The following is a 16,085-nucleotide window of genomic DNA, read 5'->3' on the forward strand; positions in this document are numbered from 1 at the left end:
TGATAGATGAATGGAATTAAAAATATAATAGCTGGTGTTGTTTTACTGATCGCTTTTAGCTTTAATATAGCATCTGCTCAAACGACTAAAGTGAAAGGACAGATAACCGACAGTAAAAACCTGTCACCGCTGCCTTTCGTGAATGTATTCATCCCGGGCACTAGCATTGGGACGGCTACAGATGCCAGCGGGCGTTTTGAGTTGGAGTTTGATGCTACCAAAGACAGTATACGTGTTGCATTTATGGGTTATAAAACCGTAGATAAACGCATTGTCCGGGGGACGGAACAAACAGTAAACTTCAGACTGGAAAGTACCAGTAAAACACTGAATGAGTTTGTCGTAAAGAAGAAAAAAGAAAAATACCGCAATAAGGATAATCCGGCGGTGGAACTGATCCGCTTAGTGATCGATAACCGGGATAAGAACCGGATGGAACACTACGATTATGCGCAATACAACCAGTACGAGAAGATGGAATTTGCCCTGAGTAACCTGTCTTCCAAAGTACAGAACGGTCGTTTTACGAAAAAGTACAAGTTTATCTTCGATAACCAGGATACTACCAAAATGGAGGGTAAATCCCTGTTACCTGTTTATCTGGAAGAGAAACTGGCAGACGTTTACTACAGAAAATCCCCGGAGAAAAAGAGGGTGATCGTTACCGCTGATAAAAAGGTGAATTTCGAGAACTACATTGATAATCAGGGATTGAATGCCTACATGAGGCATATTTACCAGGACGTGGACATGTACGACAACAATATGATGTTGTTTACCAACCAGTTCCTGAGCCCTATCGCCAATGCTGGTCCAACTTTTTACAAATACTATATCGCGGATACAATTGCTACACCCGATGGACAAAAGTTAATAGAACTGGAGTTTTATCCCCGTAGTAAAACGGATCTCTTACTGGAAGGTAAAATGTATATCACACTGGATGGCAACTACGCCGTACAGAAAGCGGATATGACGGCCAACAAAGACATTAACCTGAACTGGGTACGTGATTTCCATCTGTATCTGGACTTTGAAAAAACACCGGACGGCAGGTACTTCATGAACAGAAGCACCATGCGTGCGGACTTTGGCGTGTTTAAGGGACGTAGCGGTATTTATGGAGAACGTGTGGTTTCCATCAAAAACATGGAGATTAACAAACCCATGCCGGAAGATTTTTACAAAGGACCATCGCTGGTAGAAGAAGATGAGAAGTTACAGAAACCAGACAGCTTCTGGGCAGATAACCGTCATGATACTTTATCTACTGCGGAATCCAAAGTATACAGTAATATCGATAGTCTGCAGCATATGAAATCGTTCAAAAGAACGATGGAAATAGCCACCTTATTACTGGCAGGTTATAAGTCGGTAGGTCCTTTTGAAGTAGGTCCGGTAAATGCTTTTTACAGCTTTAACCCGGTAGAAGGTTTCAGGTTGCGTTTTGGTGGAAGATCAACGCCTAAACTGAATAAGAGCTTCTATGTGGAAACGTATGCCGCTTATGGTTTTAAGGATAAGCAATGGAAAGGCTATCTGGGGGCAACCTATGCATTAAATCATAAGTCGATTTACGAATTCCCTATCCGGTCTATCACTGTAAGTGCACAGCGCGAAACGAAAATACCCGGTCAGGAACTCCAGTTTATACAGGAAGATAACTTCCTTTTGTCTTTTAAAAGGGGAGATAATAACAAGTGGTTGTACAATGATATTTACATCGCGCATTATCTGAACGAGTATAATAATCACTTCTCTTTTGATGCCGGTTTCAAACACTGGACACAAACACCTGCCGGTGAGCTGAAGTATTATAAAAACACGGACCCTATCACATCAGATGGAAGAGATCCGATTAAAACAGCGGAGTTCTCCCTGGAATTACGCTGGGCTCCTCATGAGCAGTTTTATCAGGGTAAAGTTTACCGTATTCCTATCGCCAATAAGTATCCTATCTTTACACTCAGGGGTATTGCAGGGGTGAAAGGTATAGTAGGAAGCGGTTACAACTATCAGAATATCTCTCTGAATATTTATAAGATGGCCTATCTGTCTCAACTGGGGTATAGTGAGATCGTACTGGAAGGTGGTTATATCTTTGGTAAGCTGCCTTATCCGCTGCTGACCGTGCACCGTGCGAACCAGTCGTATGCTTACCAGCTGGAGTCATATAACTTAATGAACTTCCTGGAATTTGTGAGTGACAGGTATGCAAGTATTAATATTGATCATAACTTTAACGGTTTTATCTTTAACAAAATTCCGCTGTTCAAGAGGCTGAAGTTCAGAGAAGTGGCAGCAGTCAAGGTCTTATACGGTGGACTCCGTCCTGAAAACAATCCGAATAAAGATCCGTCACTGATCCAGTTCTCTAAGGATGCCACGAACATACCGGTTACTTATACACTGGGTCAGCGGCCTTATATAGAGGGTAGTATAGGTATTGCCAATATATTCAAGCTTTTGAGGGTAGACCTCGTAAGGCGTTTTACGTACCTGAACAATCCGGGAGTATCTCAATACGGGATAAGGGCACGTTTCAGATTTGATTTTTAAACAGTAACTGAGCATGAACAAGCAATGGAGGGATAAATTACAACAGTTGATTTATCTGGTGATCAACCCGATAGTAAAAGGGCTGATCAAAATGGGACTTACTCCCAATGCTGTCACCCTTATAGGGTTCGCATTAAATATAGGTGTAGTTATCATATTCGTATCAGGAGTAGAGGAAGGACATCGCGGAGATTTATCTTATGTGGGCTGGGCAGGCGCATTAACACTGTTTGCCGGGTTATTTGATATGCTGGACGGGCAGGTAGCCCGCCTGGGTAATATGGGTTCCCGTTTTGGTGCCCTGTTCGATTCTGTACTGGACCGCTACAGCGAAATGGTATTATTCTTCGGCATCTGTTATTACCTGATAGGACATCACTACTTCCTGAGTTCCATATTTGCCTTCATCGCACTGATTGGCTCTATGATGGTAAGTTATACCAGGGCACGTGCAGAAGGACTGGGAATAGAATGTAAAGGTGGTTTAATGCAGCGTCCGGAGAGGGTAGTGATCATCTCTGTATCGGCGATTGCCTGTGGCATCACGGCACATTATATTGGCGGGGATTACAAACTGTTTGTACCAGGTATCCCTTTCCATATATTCGAGACTATCTCCATCTTCACTATCCCGCTGTTTGTAATGGCTATCATGACCAACGTGACTGCTATCGGCCGTCTCATGGATGCTAAAAAGGCATTGTCCGTAGGACTGGTTTTATTGGCATTACCGCTGATGACTTTTGCAGGACATGGTAATGCAACTTTTACAGGAGATGGTAAAGATACTGGTAAACATATCGGAGAACCGGTGTTCCCTGTGCCCAGTAACATACCGCATATGTTATTTTACATGCAGCGTACGCCTAATATCAATACCATTATCTACGATCTGAATATTCAAAAGGATGGTACACTGGATGAAGATGAACCGGTGAGCGTTTACTGGATGAGGTATGCAGATGGCGGAGAGAAAAAAGACCTGAACTACATACAACGTAAATTTGCTTACGGTATCAAAGTAAAGTCTCTGGGTAATGATAAGTACTCAGTGCATTCGGTTGCTTACGCAAAGAAGGATATGTACCTGATGAAATCTCCTACAGGTGATTATCACATTTATGCAAAGATCGGGAATACGATGGCCATCCTTAACCGTATTTATTTGCAGATTGAAGGTGGGAGTTTCTGGTTCCCGAATGTTGTATATATAGAGTTGAAAGGAATTGATCCTGCCAGTGGGAAAGAGATCAAGGAGCAAATTAAGCCATAAGAAAGAATGATGATTCAGCGTGATAGTCCTGCGAGTATTAAAAGTGCAAAAAGCATGACGACCAAAGGACGTTTCGATATTAGAACACTACTGTTTACTACAACTATAAGTATTGCCTACCTGTTGCTATCAGCCTGGCTGGTTGGCTTCAAAACCGACCAGTTATGGCTTGTGGTTATTTTTAACGCCTGTTATTACTTCTCCTGGCATACACGTCATCTGATTACGGGATTCTCCATTTTCATCGTATACTGGATCCTGTTTGATTACATGAAAGCCTTCCCTAATTACCTGTATAATACTGTGCATATTAAGGACCTTTACGACGCAGAAAAATCTCTTTTCGGTGTAGTTGTAAATGGTGTAAAAGTAACTCCCAACGAATACTGGTTATCACATTCACAATCCTGGATAGATATTACGTCCGGGATCTTTTATTTATGCTGGGTACCGGTACCACTGGCTTTCGCTGCCTATCTGTTCTATAACGACAGACAGGCATTCATACACTTTTCAGCTACCTTCTTACTGGTAAATCTTGTGGGTTTTGTGGTGTATTATATCTACCCGGCAGCTCCACCCTGGTATGTGCAGTTACATGGATTTGATTTCATTGCACACACGGCCGGTAATCCTGCAGGATTAACAAGGTTTGATCAGCATTTACAGGTGAATATATTCACTGCATTGTATTCCAAAAGTTCCAATGTATTTGCAGCGATGCCATCCCTGCATTCCGCTTATCCGCTGGTAGTATTATATTATTCAAGGTATCATGTAAAGAAGGGATTCCAGGCATTGTTTGCACTGATTGCTGTGGGAATCTGGTTCTCTGCTATTTATAACAGTCATCACTATGTGCTGGATGTAGTGGCAGGTATTGCGTGTGCAGCTATCACCATCATTTTTTATAAGTATGTGCTGATAAGGAGTGCTATTTATAAAAGGATGGTTGCAGGATTATACAAAATGATTATTTAGTCTGTTTAACCTGAATTACTATCGTATTACATTTAAATATATGTTAATTATTTCCCATTGTTTTTGTTAAAATTGTGATAATAATTAAAAAAAATATCTAAATTAGACCAACTAGATAAATACAACCAAAATCAGAACGCCGACTTTATTGTGATAAAAATTGTGATAAAAACTTGTGTATAGCATTGTAAGTGAACGATTTGGAATTGCTCTTCTGCAATTCTTTAAATGGTTTAGGTTTTTGCCGTTTTGATTTTCCAACTTGTCATTCTTGATCTATTGTCTGTTAAAGTTCAAATGATAATTCACTTGTCGTTAGAGTATCTTGTATAATGCACCACCCTGCAGGAGACTTTTCGTATAGTGTCTTATGAAGCCTTAATTCCGCGCTGATATTATTACCATTAATCTATTTTTTGTCATTGCTGATCTGAATGAAAATTCAGTTATCGGAGAGGGAAAGGTATGTGCAATAAGTACTATTAAAAGACCGTGGCTTATAAGGCAATAAGCAGCTTTAATTTATGTGAACAATGAATAATACGCTGAACTGACTGGATTTTCGCGAAATCCAGTCAGCAGGCTTCCTTATACAGGATTATTCCGGGTAATAACTTTTAAAACAGAATTATGAAAATTAAGCGTTTATTATGCTTTATGGCATTGCTATGCCTTGTAGTTACCAGCCCCTTGCTGGCCCAAAATACATCAAAGGTTACCGGAACCGTTTTCGATGAGGCGGGAGCTGCAATTCCCGGTGCAACTGTTCAGATCAAAGGTGGTGGAGGTGCTACAATTGCCGATGGTAATGGTGCTTTCAGTATTAATGTTGCAAAGGCACGCATCCTTATTTTCAGAGCAATTGGATATGAAACAAAAGAAGTGACAGTGGATGGTTCTGCAATAACTGTGAAGCTTAACATAGATAAAAAAATGCTGTCGGAAGTAGTGGTAACAGGTGTTGGTACCGCTACCAGCAAAAGAAAACTGGGTATCTCAGTTGAATCAGTTACAGCAGATAAACTGGTGAACGGACCTTCTGCATCTATCGATCAGGCATTGATAGGTAAAATTCCCGGCGCTCAGATCTCTTCTACCAGCGGTAATCCAGGAGACCCTGTAAATATTCTGTTAAGAGGTGTTAATACCGTACAGAATGGTACCAAACCATTGATCATGGTGGATGGTATACAGGTTGCTGCTACAGATTTCAATTCCCTGGACCTGAGCAATGTGGAAAGAATTGAGGTGGTACAGGGTGCTGCTTCTGCTTCTATGTATGGAGCACAGGGTGCCAATGGGGTAATACAAATCTTTACTAAAAAAGGTAAGCGTGGAGCTATAGCCGTTAATTATTCTACCAGTTATACTGCAAATTCTTTCATCAACAGTGGTAACGTACAAAAGGCTTCCCTGCATCCTTATTTAACAGATGCGAATAATAATATTGTAGATGCTTCCGGGAATATCCTCACCTATAACAGTGTGGGAGCCATTAAAGGAATATCTTATGCTTATGGTGGTGCTACCCGTTATGGCGTACTTGATCCCCGTAACATTGCCAATAAACCTTACAATGCGAATCTGAAATTTTATGATCACTTTAAACAGGTGTTTCAGACAGGAAGTGCGCTGAATAATAATATTAGTGTTTCAGGAGCATCTGAAAAATCTGATTTCGCATTGTCTGTTTCTAATAATCATACAGTCAGTCCCGTTATGCATAACGGAGATGTTGACCGTACCAATTTAACGGCGAACCTGGGTACAGAAGTGTTTAAAGGATTTAAGATCCGGTCGGTAACACAACTTGTATATACAAAGAATACGCTTGTTCCGGGACTGGGTGGTGCCGGTGGCTATTTATACGGTAAAGGTAATTATTCCGGTAAAGTTGGTACCATCTACAGCTTTTTAAATACTTCCCCGTTCTTTGACCTGAAATATAAAATGGCAGATGGTAACTCTCCTGCTTTTCAGACAGCTGATTTCTTAAGTATCAATGCGTTCAATCCTTTTTATGTACAGCAATATGCAAGCGGATTGGATAATAAGGTGGACATCATTCAAAACTTTGATGCCAACTATGAAGTAAATCATTTCCTGGAACTGGATGCTAAATATGGTATTAACTACAGGACAGAAAGCAGCCAGTGGACCTACCTTAACCAGACACAAAACGCGAATGCTGTTTTTTATAAAACGAGAGCATACCAGTTCGCAACCGATCGTAACGGGGAAATAGACAAATGGAACTACAATACTACTTTCCAGAACTTCCTCGCCAGCGCATATATCAAAACAGATTTTGAAAAGGATTTTAATATCCATGTACCTATTCAGACCAGTACACAGATCTCGTTCGACTATCGCAAGAATAAATACAAAGAATATGATGTATATGGTTTAGGTCTGCCCCTTACATCACCTATTAATTTAGCTGCTGCTTCAGAAGTGCATGTGGCACCTACTTCAACTACTACAAATACCAACGGTGATTATCAGGAGACCTTTGTTACTTATGGCTACCTGGTAAACCAGAAGATTGATTTCGGTGATTATGGTGGTATTGGCGGAGGATTCAGAAGTGACTGGTCTTCGGCTTTTGGCAGCGGTGCTTCTCCTTTTACTTTCCCACACGTTAATGGATATGTGCTGCCTTCTTCTTTTAACTTCTGGAAGGATAACCTGGAGAATACATTTTCTTATTTCAAGTTGAGAGCTGCTTATGGTGAAGCGGGTATTCAACCTGGTCCATTTGACAGATATCCTACTTTGAACCAGGGTACTATTGGTTCTTCGCTGGTGTATTCAGTTCCGACAACCACGCAGAATCCTGCCCTGAATGTAGAGGTTTCCAAAGAATTTGAAGCAGGTACTGATTTCACTGTTAATATAACAAAGGGAGCATGGTTAAGTGCCGTAAATGGTTCATTTACTTATTGGAAACGTAAGAGCGAAAATGTTATCTATACAGTAAGTTCCGCACTCTCTTCCGGTGCTACCGGTATCCTGAATAATGCGATCAATCTGTCTTCCAAAGGTGTTCAGTTTCAGTTAAACCTGCCGGTATACCGTTCCCGGGATTTTAATTGGGACTTTACCACCAATTTCAGCCATCAGACTTCTATGATAGATAAGATTCAGGGTGGTGCAGATATTATCCTCACTTCTGCTGCAGGTAGTACTGCATTGGTATTAACCGCAGGGCAGAAAATAGGCCAGATATACGGATTAAAAGCATTAACAAGTACAGGAGCCACTTATAAAGATGGTACCAAATACATTTCTTCAACGGATGCTGGAAAATACCAGGTTGTGAATGGCCACCTGGTGGATACAGCTACGAAGGGTATTCAGTTTTCTGCTGAGACCTATGCGTTTGGTGATCCTAACCCTAAATTCAATGCCTCATTTATTAACGCATTTTCTTATAAAGATTTTCTCACTTTCTCTTTCCAGTTTGATTGGGTATATGGTAGTCATTTATATAACCAGACAAAAGAATGGATGTACCGTGATGGTATTCACGGAGACTTTGCAAAACCTATAACGATAAATGGAAGTACTGCTGCCTATACTGCATATTATGGTAGTGCTTATTCAGGCTCGTGGGGAAGTCTCTACGGACCAGGGAACAATGCTACCAAAGATTATTTTTATGAAGACGCTTCTTTTTTAAGATTAAGAAATGTATCTCTTGGATTTGATCTGGCAAAAGTGATGAGAATTAAATATTTCAAAAAACTGCAACTGGTATTTACAGGAAGAAATATCCTTACTGTAACCAAATATACCGGGTTTGATCCTGAAGTAAGTTCCGGTGCTGTTAACTCTTCTTTCGACAGAGGAATAGATCACAGTACACTGCCTAATACTAAATCGTATATGGTTGGTTTAAATGTAGGGTTCTAGTTTTTTATCTTAAAAAGAAAGTCATGAATAAGAATAAATATATTTTATCGTTTTTGGTCGGTATACTTTTGCTGGGTACAGTTGCATGTAAGAAAGAATTAAATGTGGGAAACCCCAATTTACCTACTGTATCGGGCAATATAAATACAGAATCGGGATTGATATCACTTGCAATAGGAGCTGTGTATGTAAATGGTTTTAAGAACGGGGATGACTGGCTGGGAGATAGCTATTTTTCATTGCCTTATGGCTATAGCGAACTATTGGGAGATGTTGTGGGAGCACAGGCATCTAACCAGTTGATCAGTACGATCAGCATACCGAACTATTATATTCTGGATAATAGTAGTAAGGTTTCTTCTTCAATTTCCAACATTGCACAGATACGGGCTAATAATACCAGGGCACAGACTGGTGCAGGATATAACCCGGTTTATTATCAGTGGTTAAATATGTATGCGCTTAACAGTGCCTGCAATACTGTATTAAGCCTTGTTGATAATATCACTTTTTCAGGAGATGCTACTACCCGGGCTAATACGGTTAAAGCCTGGTGTTACTGGTGGAAAGGATATGCCTATGCCTCTATAGGGTCCATGTATTATTCAGGTCTTATTGTGAATGATGCTGGTGGAAGCAGTAATAAATATCTGGTAAAGGATTCTATCATTGCAGAGTCGAACAAATACTTTAATATGACTGCCAGTCTGCTGGGAAGTGGTATTACCAGTGCAACAGATTATACTACTGTATTAGGAGAGTTAATTCCTGCTTATTGCCAGGTTGGCAATGGAGGAATACTTACAACAGACATGTGGATAAGGAATGTAAATACTATGCTGGCCAGAAATATCCTGGTGAATAAACTGGCTCCATTTGTAAATGGAAATCCGGATGCAACAATAACAACATCTTCTACTACTGCTATGACTACCGCTGATTGGACCAGTGTACTCACACTGGTAACAAATGGTATCAAGAAAGGAGATTATGTATTTACCGGCAGAAGCGCGGGTGCCAATGATTTCATGAGTGCTTCAGGAGGAACCGTTGCTGCTATGACAACGGGTGTTAATACATCTTCAACATTCAGGATAAGTGAGCGCTTTATGCAGAACTTTAAAAGCGGGGATAAGCGTATCAAGAATAATTTTGATACTGCGACCAAATACCTGGATGACATTTCCTTTGGTACACGCTATAGCATGATAGATGGTGGTAATGATTCAAGCGGTGTATATATGTATGGTAGTACAACTGCTGCGGTATATGAGCTTTTTATTGCAGGTAGTTATGAAGAGAATGCACTGATGCTGGCCGAAGCTAATATCAGATTGGGCAATACAGATGCCGGGCTGGCTTATATAGATGCTGTAAGAACATATCTGGGAGCCGGTGTTGCTACTGTTACAGGAACAGGTTTAACAAAGGCCGCAGCGCTTACTGAATTGGTGAAGGAAAGAAGAGTGGCACTTGCGTTCAGAGGATTATCTTTTTATGATAGCAGGAGATGGGGCTGGACTTATGACATCAGTAATGGTGGAGGAAGTTATGGAAATACATTCCTGACTTCTGCCGGTGTGGTGAATACTAATGTTACCATCAATTACAACTTCCTGGATTACTGGGATGTACCAGCGGATGAATCAGAATTGAATCCGCCTGCATCGGGTAGTGCGGCTATCTTAAACCCTAATTTTTAAACGATTTAGAAGGGGGACATATGTTGAGAGCGCGGGTCGGGCAATGTCCTGACCTGCTTCGCTTTTATAGGTTGCGGAGTAATGCGTCTACTTCATTCCCATATTTACCTTTAAAGCCGTATAACTGTGCTTTCAGCAACATTTCTTTTGCAGCGGGAATATTCCGTTCCTGTAAATAAAGCAGGGCGAAATTCCTGTAGGCATACGCATTCCCTTTGTTCATCTCCAGCGCCTCTGTGAACAGCTCCCTTGCCTGCGAAAGATACCCGAGCCGCATTAATACATAGCCCTTGTTACTGTACGCATTGGAGTGCTGGTCATCAATTGCAATAGCCTGATTGAACAACGTAATGGCCCTGTCATATTGCTGCAGATCAATCAGTACGAATCCCACATCATTTAGTAATTCAGGAGAGGATGGATTGACGGATAAAGCGCGCAGGTACAATTCTATTGCACGGTTCTTGTCGCCGGTCTGACTGTAACAATTTCCCAGTTGTGAAAGCACACCTATATGCTGTGGATGTTTCTGTAATACTTTCTCATAAAAGGGGATCGCTTTTTCAAAATGGCGGTCTGCTGCCCATGCTACTCCCATCAGCCACAGTCCTTCCGTATGTGTTGGATCTAATTGCAGGATATAGCTGCAAAGTCTCCTGCAACTTTTCCTGTCGTAATATTGGAGGAAATCCCTTGCTTCTGCGAGGTGTTTTTTCGCCAGCGTTATTCTTTGCCTGGCTTTATAAAACTGGCGTATGTAAGGGAAGTTACGGGAAGATTTTATCCGTGGACTTCTGAATGGTACCCGTAATTCCTCACCTCTTGATGCTTCTAACTGTAACAGATATGTGTTAAAGGTGATCCCTAACGTTTCCAGTTTCACCCGGCAAAGATTATCAATACTTAGCAGGGAAAGCATAATATGGGAGGGCAGCAGGTATTCATCTTTCAGTTTCTTCTGATAATAGGCTGCATTCTTCAACATCCGTTCTGCCTCCAGTGTAATAGGGATGGATGTAAGAATATTAAAAATGATACTTCTTTCCCAATCCAGTGACTGTAACCAGGTGATGATCTTTTCCCTTTCAGGATCTTCAATTTCAAGTGTGTTTGTAAAGGAATCCAGTAACCCAAGTAAGATCATCTGGCTATCTATGTAAAAAAGTTCTTTTTCCAGGGAGAATTGCCTGGCATAGGATAGCGCGGTTTTTATTTCATTGGACGGGTCGAACAGCATTAATACTCAATATACAGCAAAAGTATAATATTATTGGTATAAATATCACTTCGCTGCAAGGTTATTGCACTATATTCAGATATATTAGCAATCACTTCAATGTTACCATAACCTAAACAATAATTCCACTATGAGAACAATGTTACTCCTGTTTTTTGCTGTCCTGTTATGCCATACTGCTGTCTATTCACAGGCAGGAGCTGGCATGGATGATAGCTCGGCCTGGCACATCAGTAACCAGGGATCGGCCTTTCCCGCTGCTTACCAGTTTAACTACACTACGCAGGTCCCATCTGCCGGGAATGGGGGCTGTTTGCGTGTAAGCAGTACACAGCCTGCCAATATCCTTTTCTGGCAGAAGGTGACTCTCAAAGCCGGAAAGTCTTATACGGTGGATGGCGCTGTAAAGATTGGTAATACGGCCAGTTTCTGGTGTGAATTATACCTGAGTACTGTAGCCCCCAGTGAAACGACAGACTATGCTCCCAACAGTAACGGGGATGTGGTCCGGGGATTTTCTACCTGGGTGGGTTGCGGGCCTTATACGGATGGTACTTTTCTGAACAGCTCCTGTTCCGGAAAAAAAATATATACAGCTCCGGGTGCTGATGGCTCGGACGTTGATGTATACTTTGCATTGAAAACAGGATCATCAGCATCCCCCTTACCGGCTCCATTGGAAGTACTGGCAGATAATCTGCAGGTCATCCTGCTGAAGGACCAGCTGCTGCTTTCTACCAAAGAAGGAAAGATCGATACCGTCAATTTTAAAGTACTGCATGTATCCCCCTCTGTTACAGTAGAAAATTTCAGAAGCGGGTTGGATGTAGCGCCTACTGCCAGTATGGACATAGTAGGATTAACCGGTGGGATCAGTATCCCGGGGCAGGATACCACCCTTATTTCTGATACGATGGCCGTAAAAGTAACCGGGTTAAATGGTACTACCTTATATCCCATCAGCCTGCGGGCAGTGAGTACTAAAGATTTTATCAGTGCAGTGTATATAGGTGCTGTTGATAACGCACATGCAAAGGTACTGGTGCCGCATAATGCCCGTGTAGTGCAACTGTCCTCTGCTATTAAAGTAGCGCCACATGCAACTTTTACCATTGTAGACAGTAGTAATACAAATGCTGCAGTGCTTTCTTTTGTGAGCAATAAAATGAGTGTCATTGTGACAGCAGAAAATGGAGATACAAAGACCTATCGTGTTAAAACGCTGCCTCATGCTATGCCTGTGGAATCGCAATCAGGCGTTACTGATAGTGTACCTGTTATCTGTAATAAGATCCTTACTTTAAGTGGTAACACTACACTTACCATCACAGCAAAAGAAGATCCGTTGAGAGGTAGTTTACTGAATCTTGTATCAGATAATGTATGGTTGTATTTCCCTGCTATCAAACCTGCGGTCTTGAATAGTACCTATCTGCCGCAGATAGTTATTAATGGCGTAGCAGCTGTGCCAGACCAGAATATCCGTGTGGAGCAATATCTGCAAGGGAGTGTTGTTATCAGTCAGCCTGCGGGGTATAAACCATTGGAAGTATTCTCCGGAGATGGGCTTACAGGAACTTCCATGCAGCCGTCTTTATACACATATTACCGCTCTCAGGAACTGGGTGTTATGAATGATACGATCCGGTCTTTCCGTTTAAAGAAAGGGTATATGGCTACGTTTGCAAAGGATGAACTGGGAACGGGATATAGTCGTGTATATGTAGCGGATAAGGCAGATATTGTAATAGATACCTTACCGGCAGGATTATATAAGCAGGTCTCATTTATCCGTGTTATCCCCTGGCGTTGGGTAACAAAGAAAGGCTGGACCAGCGGGTTATCCTCAGCAGAAGCATTGAACTGCTCCTGGCAGTACGACTGGAATAATGAAGCTGTCTCTGCGCCGAATGTGGAATACATTCCTATGCGGCATAACCGCTATTGGAACTCTTATGATAATATCAATAATAAGAAAGAAAGCACGCATGCGCTTGGGTTTAATGAACCCGACCGCACCGACCAGGCAAATATGAGTGTAAATGATGCTATTGCAGCATGGCCTGAATTATTAAAATCCGGTCTCAGACTAGGTTCTCCGGCCCCTTCTGATGGAGGACTGGAATGGTTGTACCAGTTCATTGATAAATGCGATGCATTAAACTATCGTGTAGATTTTGTAGCGATGCACTGGTACCTGGGAGGCCAGTCTCCACAGCAATTCTACAATCGACTAAAAGCGATTCATGACCGTACCGGAAGACCTATCTGGATTACGGAGTGGAACAATGGCGCTAACTGGACCTGCTGCAAACCTACCTATCCACAGGATGCAGAAGCTATTGCAGGTTTCCTGCATATGCTGGATACTACCAGCTTTGTAGAAAGATATTCATTGTACGAATGGGTGGAAGATACGCGTCAGATGTTTTACAAATCTCCTACGTTACTGACGCCTGCCGGTGAGGTATATCGTGATAAAATATCTCCTATGGCGTATAATGCTGCTGCCGCTTACTCTCATCCCTATGCTATTCCTCCGGTATTACCTGTTGAATATGCCGGGGCAGGAGTAGGGTTTGATTATGGTAAATCACTGGCGGTAGATATTGATAATGACGGAGACCTTGATATCATTTATTCCGGTACAGATCCTTATGTGGGAGGGATCCTTAAAAATGATGGCAATGGTAATTTTACGAATACCAATCAGGCGATTCCTGGTATTTATATTCCTTCTATCAATGCAGGAGATATCGATGGAGACGGAGATCTGGATATCATCTTCTCCGGATGGGATAAGGCCAATGGCTGGCCTGCTTATGCAAGGATTTTAAGGAATGATGGTACCGGGATATTTACACTGGAAACACCGGCTGCTGTGAATGCACCAGTGGCTGGTTTTGCTGATCTGGATAATAATGGGTTGATTGATTATTTCATGATTGGAAATGGAAATAACAACAGATTTTATTTCCAACAGGCAAATGGTTTTTCTACTGCTGTAAACAGGATGAGTAATGGCAACAATATGCAAGACCCGGATGCTACCTGGGCTGATCTGGATAATGACAAGGATGTTGATTTTTGTGTAGAAGCCTGGAATAATTCTACTTCACGCCGATACACGCAAATATGGAAGAATAATGGCGATGGTACATTTGCGGAGCAAAGTGTTCCTTTCAAACAAAAACACTGGGGTAGTGCGCAGTTTGCAGATATTGATCATGATGGAGACCTGGATATGTTATTGAACGGAGATGGAGATAGTTACAGTGACAGCGGTAGTAGTGAAGTATACAGGATCTATATCAATGATGGCCGCGGTAGTTTTACAGAAGGTGCTACTTTCCAGGGATTCCGTCAGAATTGTAATGGAAAAGGTAGTGCCTTTGCTGACTGGGACAATGATGGCGATTATGATATTATCCTTAGTGGATGGAGTTCTGCTGGTAACAAAGAAATAGTGAATATTTATCTGAATGATGGTACTGGTATCTTTACGAAAAGTGCAGAAAGTGTTCCTGGTATAAACAAAGGCACGATTGAGTTAGGAGATTTTAATAATAATGGTAGGATCGATTTATTATTGAATGGTTATTCCGGTGTTGCTTATGCAAGGACTGTTGCTTTCCTGTACAAGAATGCAACTGCTAATGCAAATACTTCACCTCTTCCACCGGCAACTTTGCAGACTGTGATAGCAGGGGATAGTATATTGTTTAGCTGGTCTGCCGGTTCTGATGCAGAAACACATGTGAATGCGCTTACTTACAATATGTATCTGAAAGATGCGGGTGGTAAGTATTACATCTTCCCAAATGCTGATTTAACAACCGGTAAGCGAATGATTAGCGGTTTAGGTAATGCGTATCAGAATACTGGCTGGAAGCTGAAAGGATTACCGGCTGGTAATTACACCTGGAGTGTACAGACGATTGATGCCGGATATGCCGGTTCTGTATTTGCAGATGTAGCAACATTCAGTGTGCCTGATACAACTTTACAGGCCAGGAAAGCTGCGGTATTAGTTATGCCTGATAATGCAGTTACTGTTGCCCCTAATCCTGCTACTGAGCAGGTGACTATTCATCTGAATAAAGAATTTGAGCAGGGTGCTACCGTATCATTGCTGGATGCTAAAGGACAGTTGTTATATACTACACCTGTAAGTGGCCTGCAATATGTATTATCATTAGGTAAGATAATACCCGGTATTTATTTTGTGCAGATTAGTAAAGGAGAGAAGAAGGTAATTAAGAAGATTATCAAACATTAAAAGCTCCGTTAGGAGCTCCGTGTTTGTAGCAAATGATTTATATTTTCTTCAATTGACTCCGTAGGAGTCCCCTAAAAGGCAAATATTAGGGGACTCCTACGGAGTCTTGTTTTGTAGTTTAATGTGTTTCTACAAACA

General features: G+C 41.6%; 7 protein-coding genes. 6 read left to right on the forward strand and 1 reads right to left on the reverse strand.

The window, feature by feature from the left end:
• The first annotated feature begins 6 nt into the window (after positions 1-6).
• From BMW86_RS19255 to BMW86_RS19275, 5 genes are all read left to right on the forward strand, one after another.
• Positions 7-2,559 carry a DUF5686 and carboxypeptidase-like regulatory domain-containing protein gene (locus tag BMW86_RS19255; protein ID WP_089783336.1) on the forward strand — a complete coding sequence of 851 codons (2,553 nt, stop codon included), beginning with the start codon at positions 7-9 and terminating at the stop codon, positions 2,557-2,559.
• Positions 2,560-2,572: 13 nt separating this feature from the next.
• Complete coding sequence (locus BMW86_RS19260; protein ID WP_089783337.1) at positions 2,573-3,832, forward strand: DUF4833 domain-containing protein; 1,260 nt, start codon at positions 2,573-2,575, stop codon at positions 3,830-3,832.
• 6 nt (positions 3,833-3,838) lie between these two features.
• Positions 3,839-4,813 (forward strand): phosphatase PAP2 family protein, encoded by a 975-nt coding sequence (locus BMW86_RS19265; protein ID WP_255372952.1) that lies wholly within the window; start codon positions 3,839-3,841, stop codon positions 4,811-4,813.
• A gap of 630 nt (positions 4,814-5,443) precedes the next feature.
• Positions 5,444-8,728 carry a SusC/RagA family TonB-linked outer membrane protein gene (locus BMW86_RS19270; RefSeq protein ID WP_089783338.1) on the forward strand — a complete coding sequence of 1,095 codons (3,285 nt, stop codon included), beginning with the start codon at positions 5,444-5,446 and terminating at the stop codon, positions 8,726-8,728.
• 23 nt (positions 8,729-8,751) lie between these two features.
• A complete protein-coding gene (locus BMW86_RS19275) occupies positions 8,752-10,431 on the forward strand; it encodes a RagB/SusD family nutrient uptake outer membrane protein (RefSeq protein ID WP_089783339.1) in 1,680 nt (559 codons plus the stop codon).
• A 64-nt stretch (positions 10,432-10,495) separates the two neighbouring features.
• Here BMW86_RS19275 and BMW86_RS19280 read toward each other — a convergent pair whose 3' ends face one another.
• Positions 10,496-11,668 carry a tetratricopeptide repeat protein gene (locus BMW86_RS19280; RefSeq protein WP_089783340.1) on the reverse strand — a complete coding sequence of 391 codons (1,173 nt, stop codon included), beginning with the start codon at positions 11,666-11,668 and terminating at the stop codon, positions 10,496-10,498.
• 130 nt (positions 11,669-11,798) lie between these two features.
• On the opposite strand from BMW86_RS19280, the gene BMW86_RS19285 reads away from it, so the two are divergent.
• Entirely contained in the window at positions 11,799-15,947 is a 4,149-nt protein-coding gene (locus tag BMW86_RS19285) for a glycosyl hydrolase (protein ID WP_089783341.1), read from the forward strand.
• Positions 15,948-16,085 lie beyond the last annotated feature (138 nt).

The organism is Chitinophaga sp. YR573, assembly GCF_900110995.1.
In the GTDB taxonomy this organism is placed as follows: Bacteria; Bacteroidota; Bacteroidia; order Chitinophagales; family Chitinophagaceae; genus Chitinophaga.

What these genes read in the sequence shown, in the direction of transcription:
- BMW86_RS19255 (WP_089783336.1), top strand. Translation starts at nt 7, where the DNA reads ATGAATGGAATTAAAAATATAATAGCTGGTGTTGTTTTACTGATCGCT.
- BMW86_RS19260 (WP_089783337.1), top strand. Translation starts at nt 2,573, where the DNA reads ATGAACAAGCAATGGAGGGATAAATTACAACAGTTGATTTATCTGGTG.
- BMW86_RS19265 (WP_255372952.1), top strand. Translation starts at nt 3,839, where the DNA reads ATGATGATTCAGCGTGATAGTCCTGCGAGTATTAAAAGTGCAAAAAGC.
- BMW86_RS19270 (WP_089783338.1), top strand. Translation starts at nt 5,444, where the DNA reads ATGAAAATTAAGCGTTTATTATGCTTTATGGCATTGCTATGCCTTGTA.
- BMW86_RS19275 (WP_089783339.1), top strand. Translation starts at nt 8,752, where the DNA reads ATGAATAAGAATAAATATATTTTATCGTTTTTGGTCGGTATACTTTTG.
- BMW86_RS19280 (WP_089783340.1), bottom strand. Translation starts at nt 11,668, where the DNA reads ATGCTGTTCGACCCGTCCAATGAAATAAAAACCGCGCTATCCTATGCC.
- BMW86_RS19285 (WP_089783341.1), top strand. Translation starts at nt 11,799, where the DNA reads ATGAGAACAATGTTACTCCTGTTTTTTGCTGTCCTGTTATGCCATACT.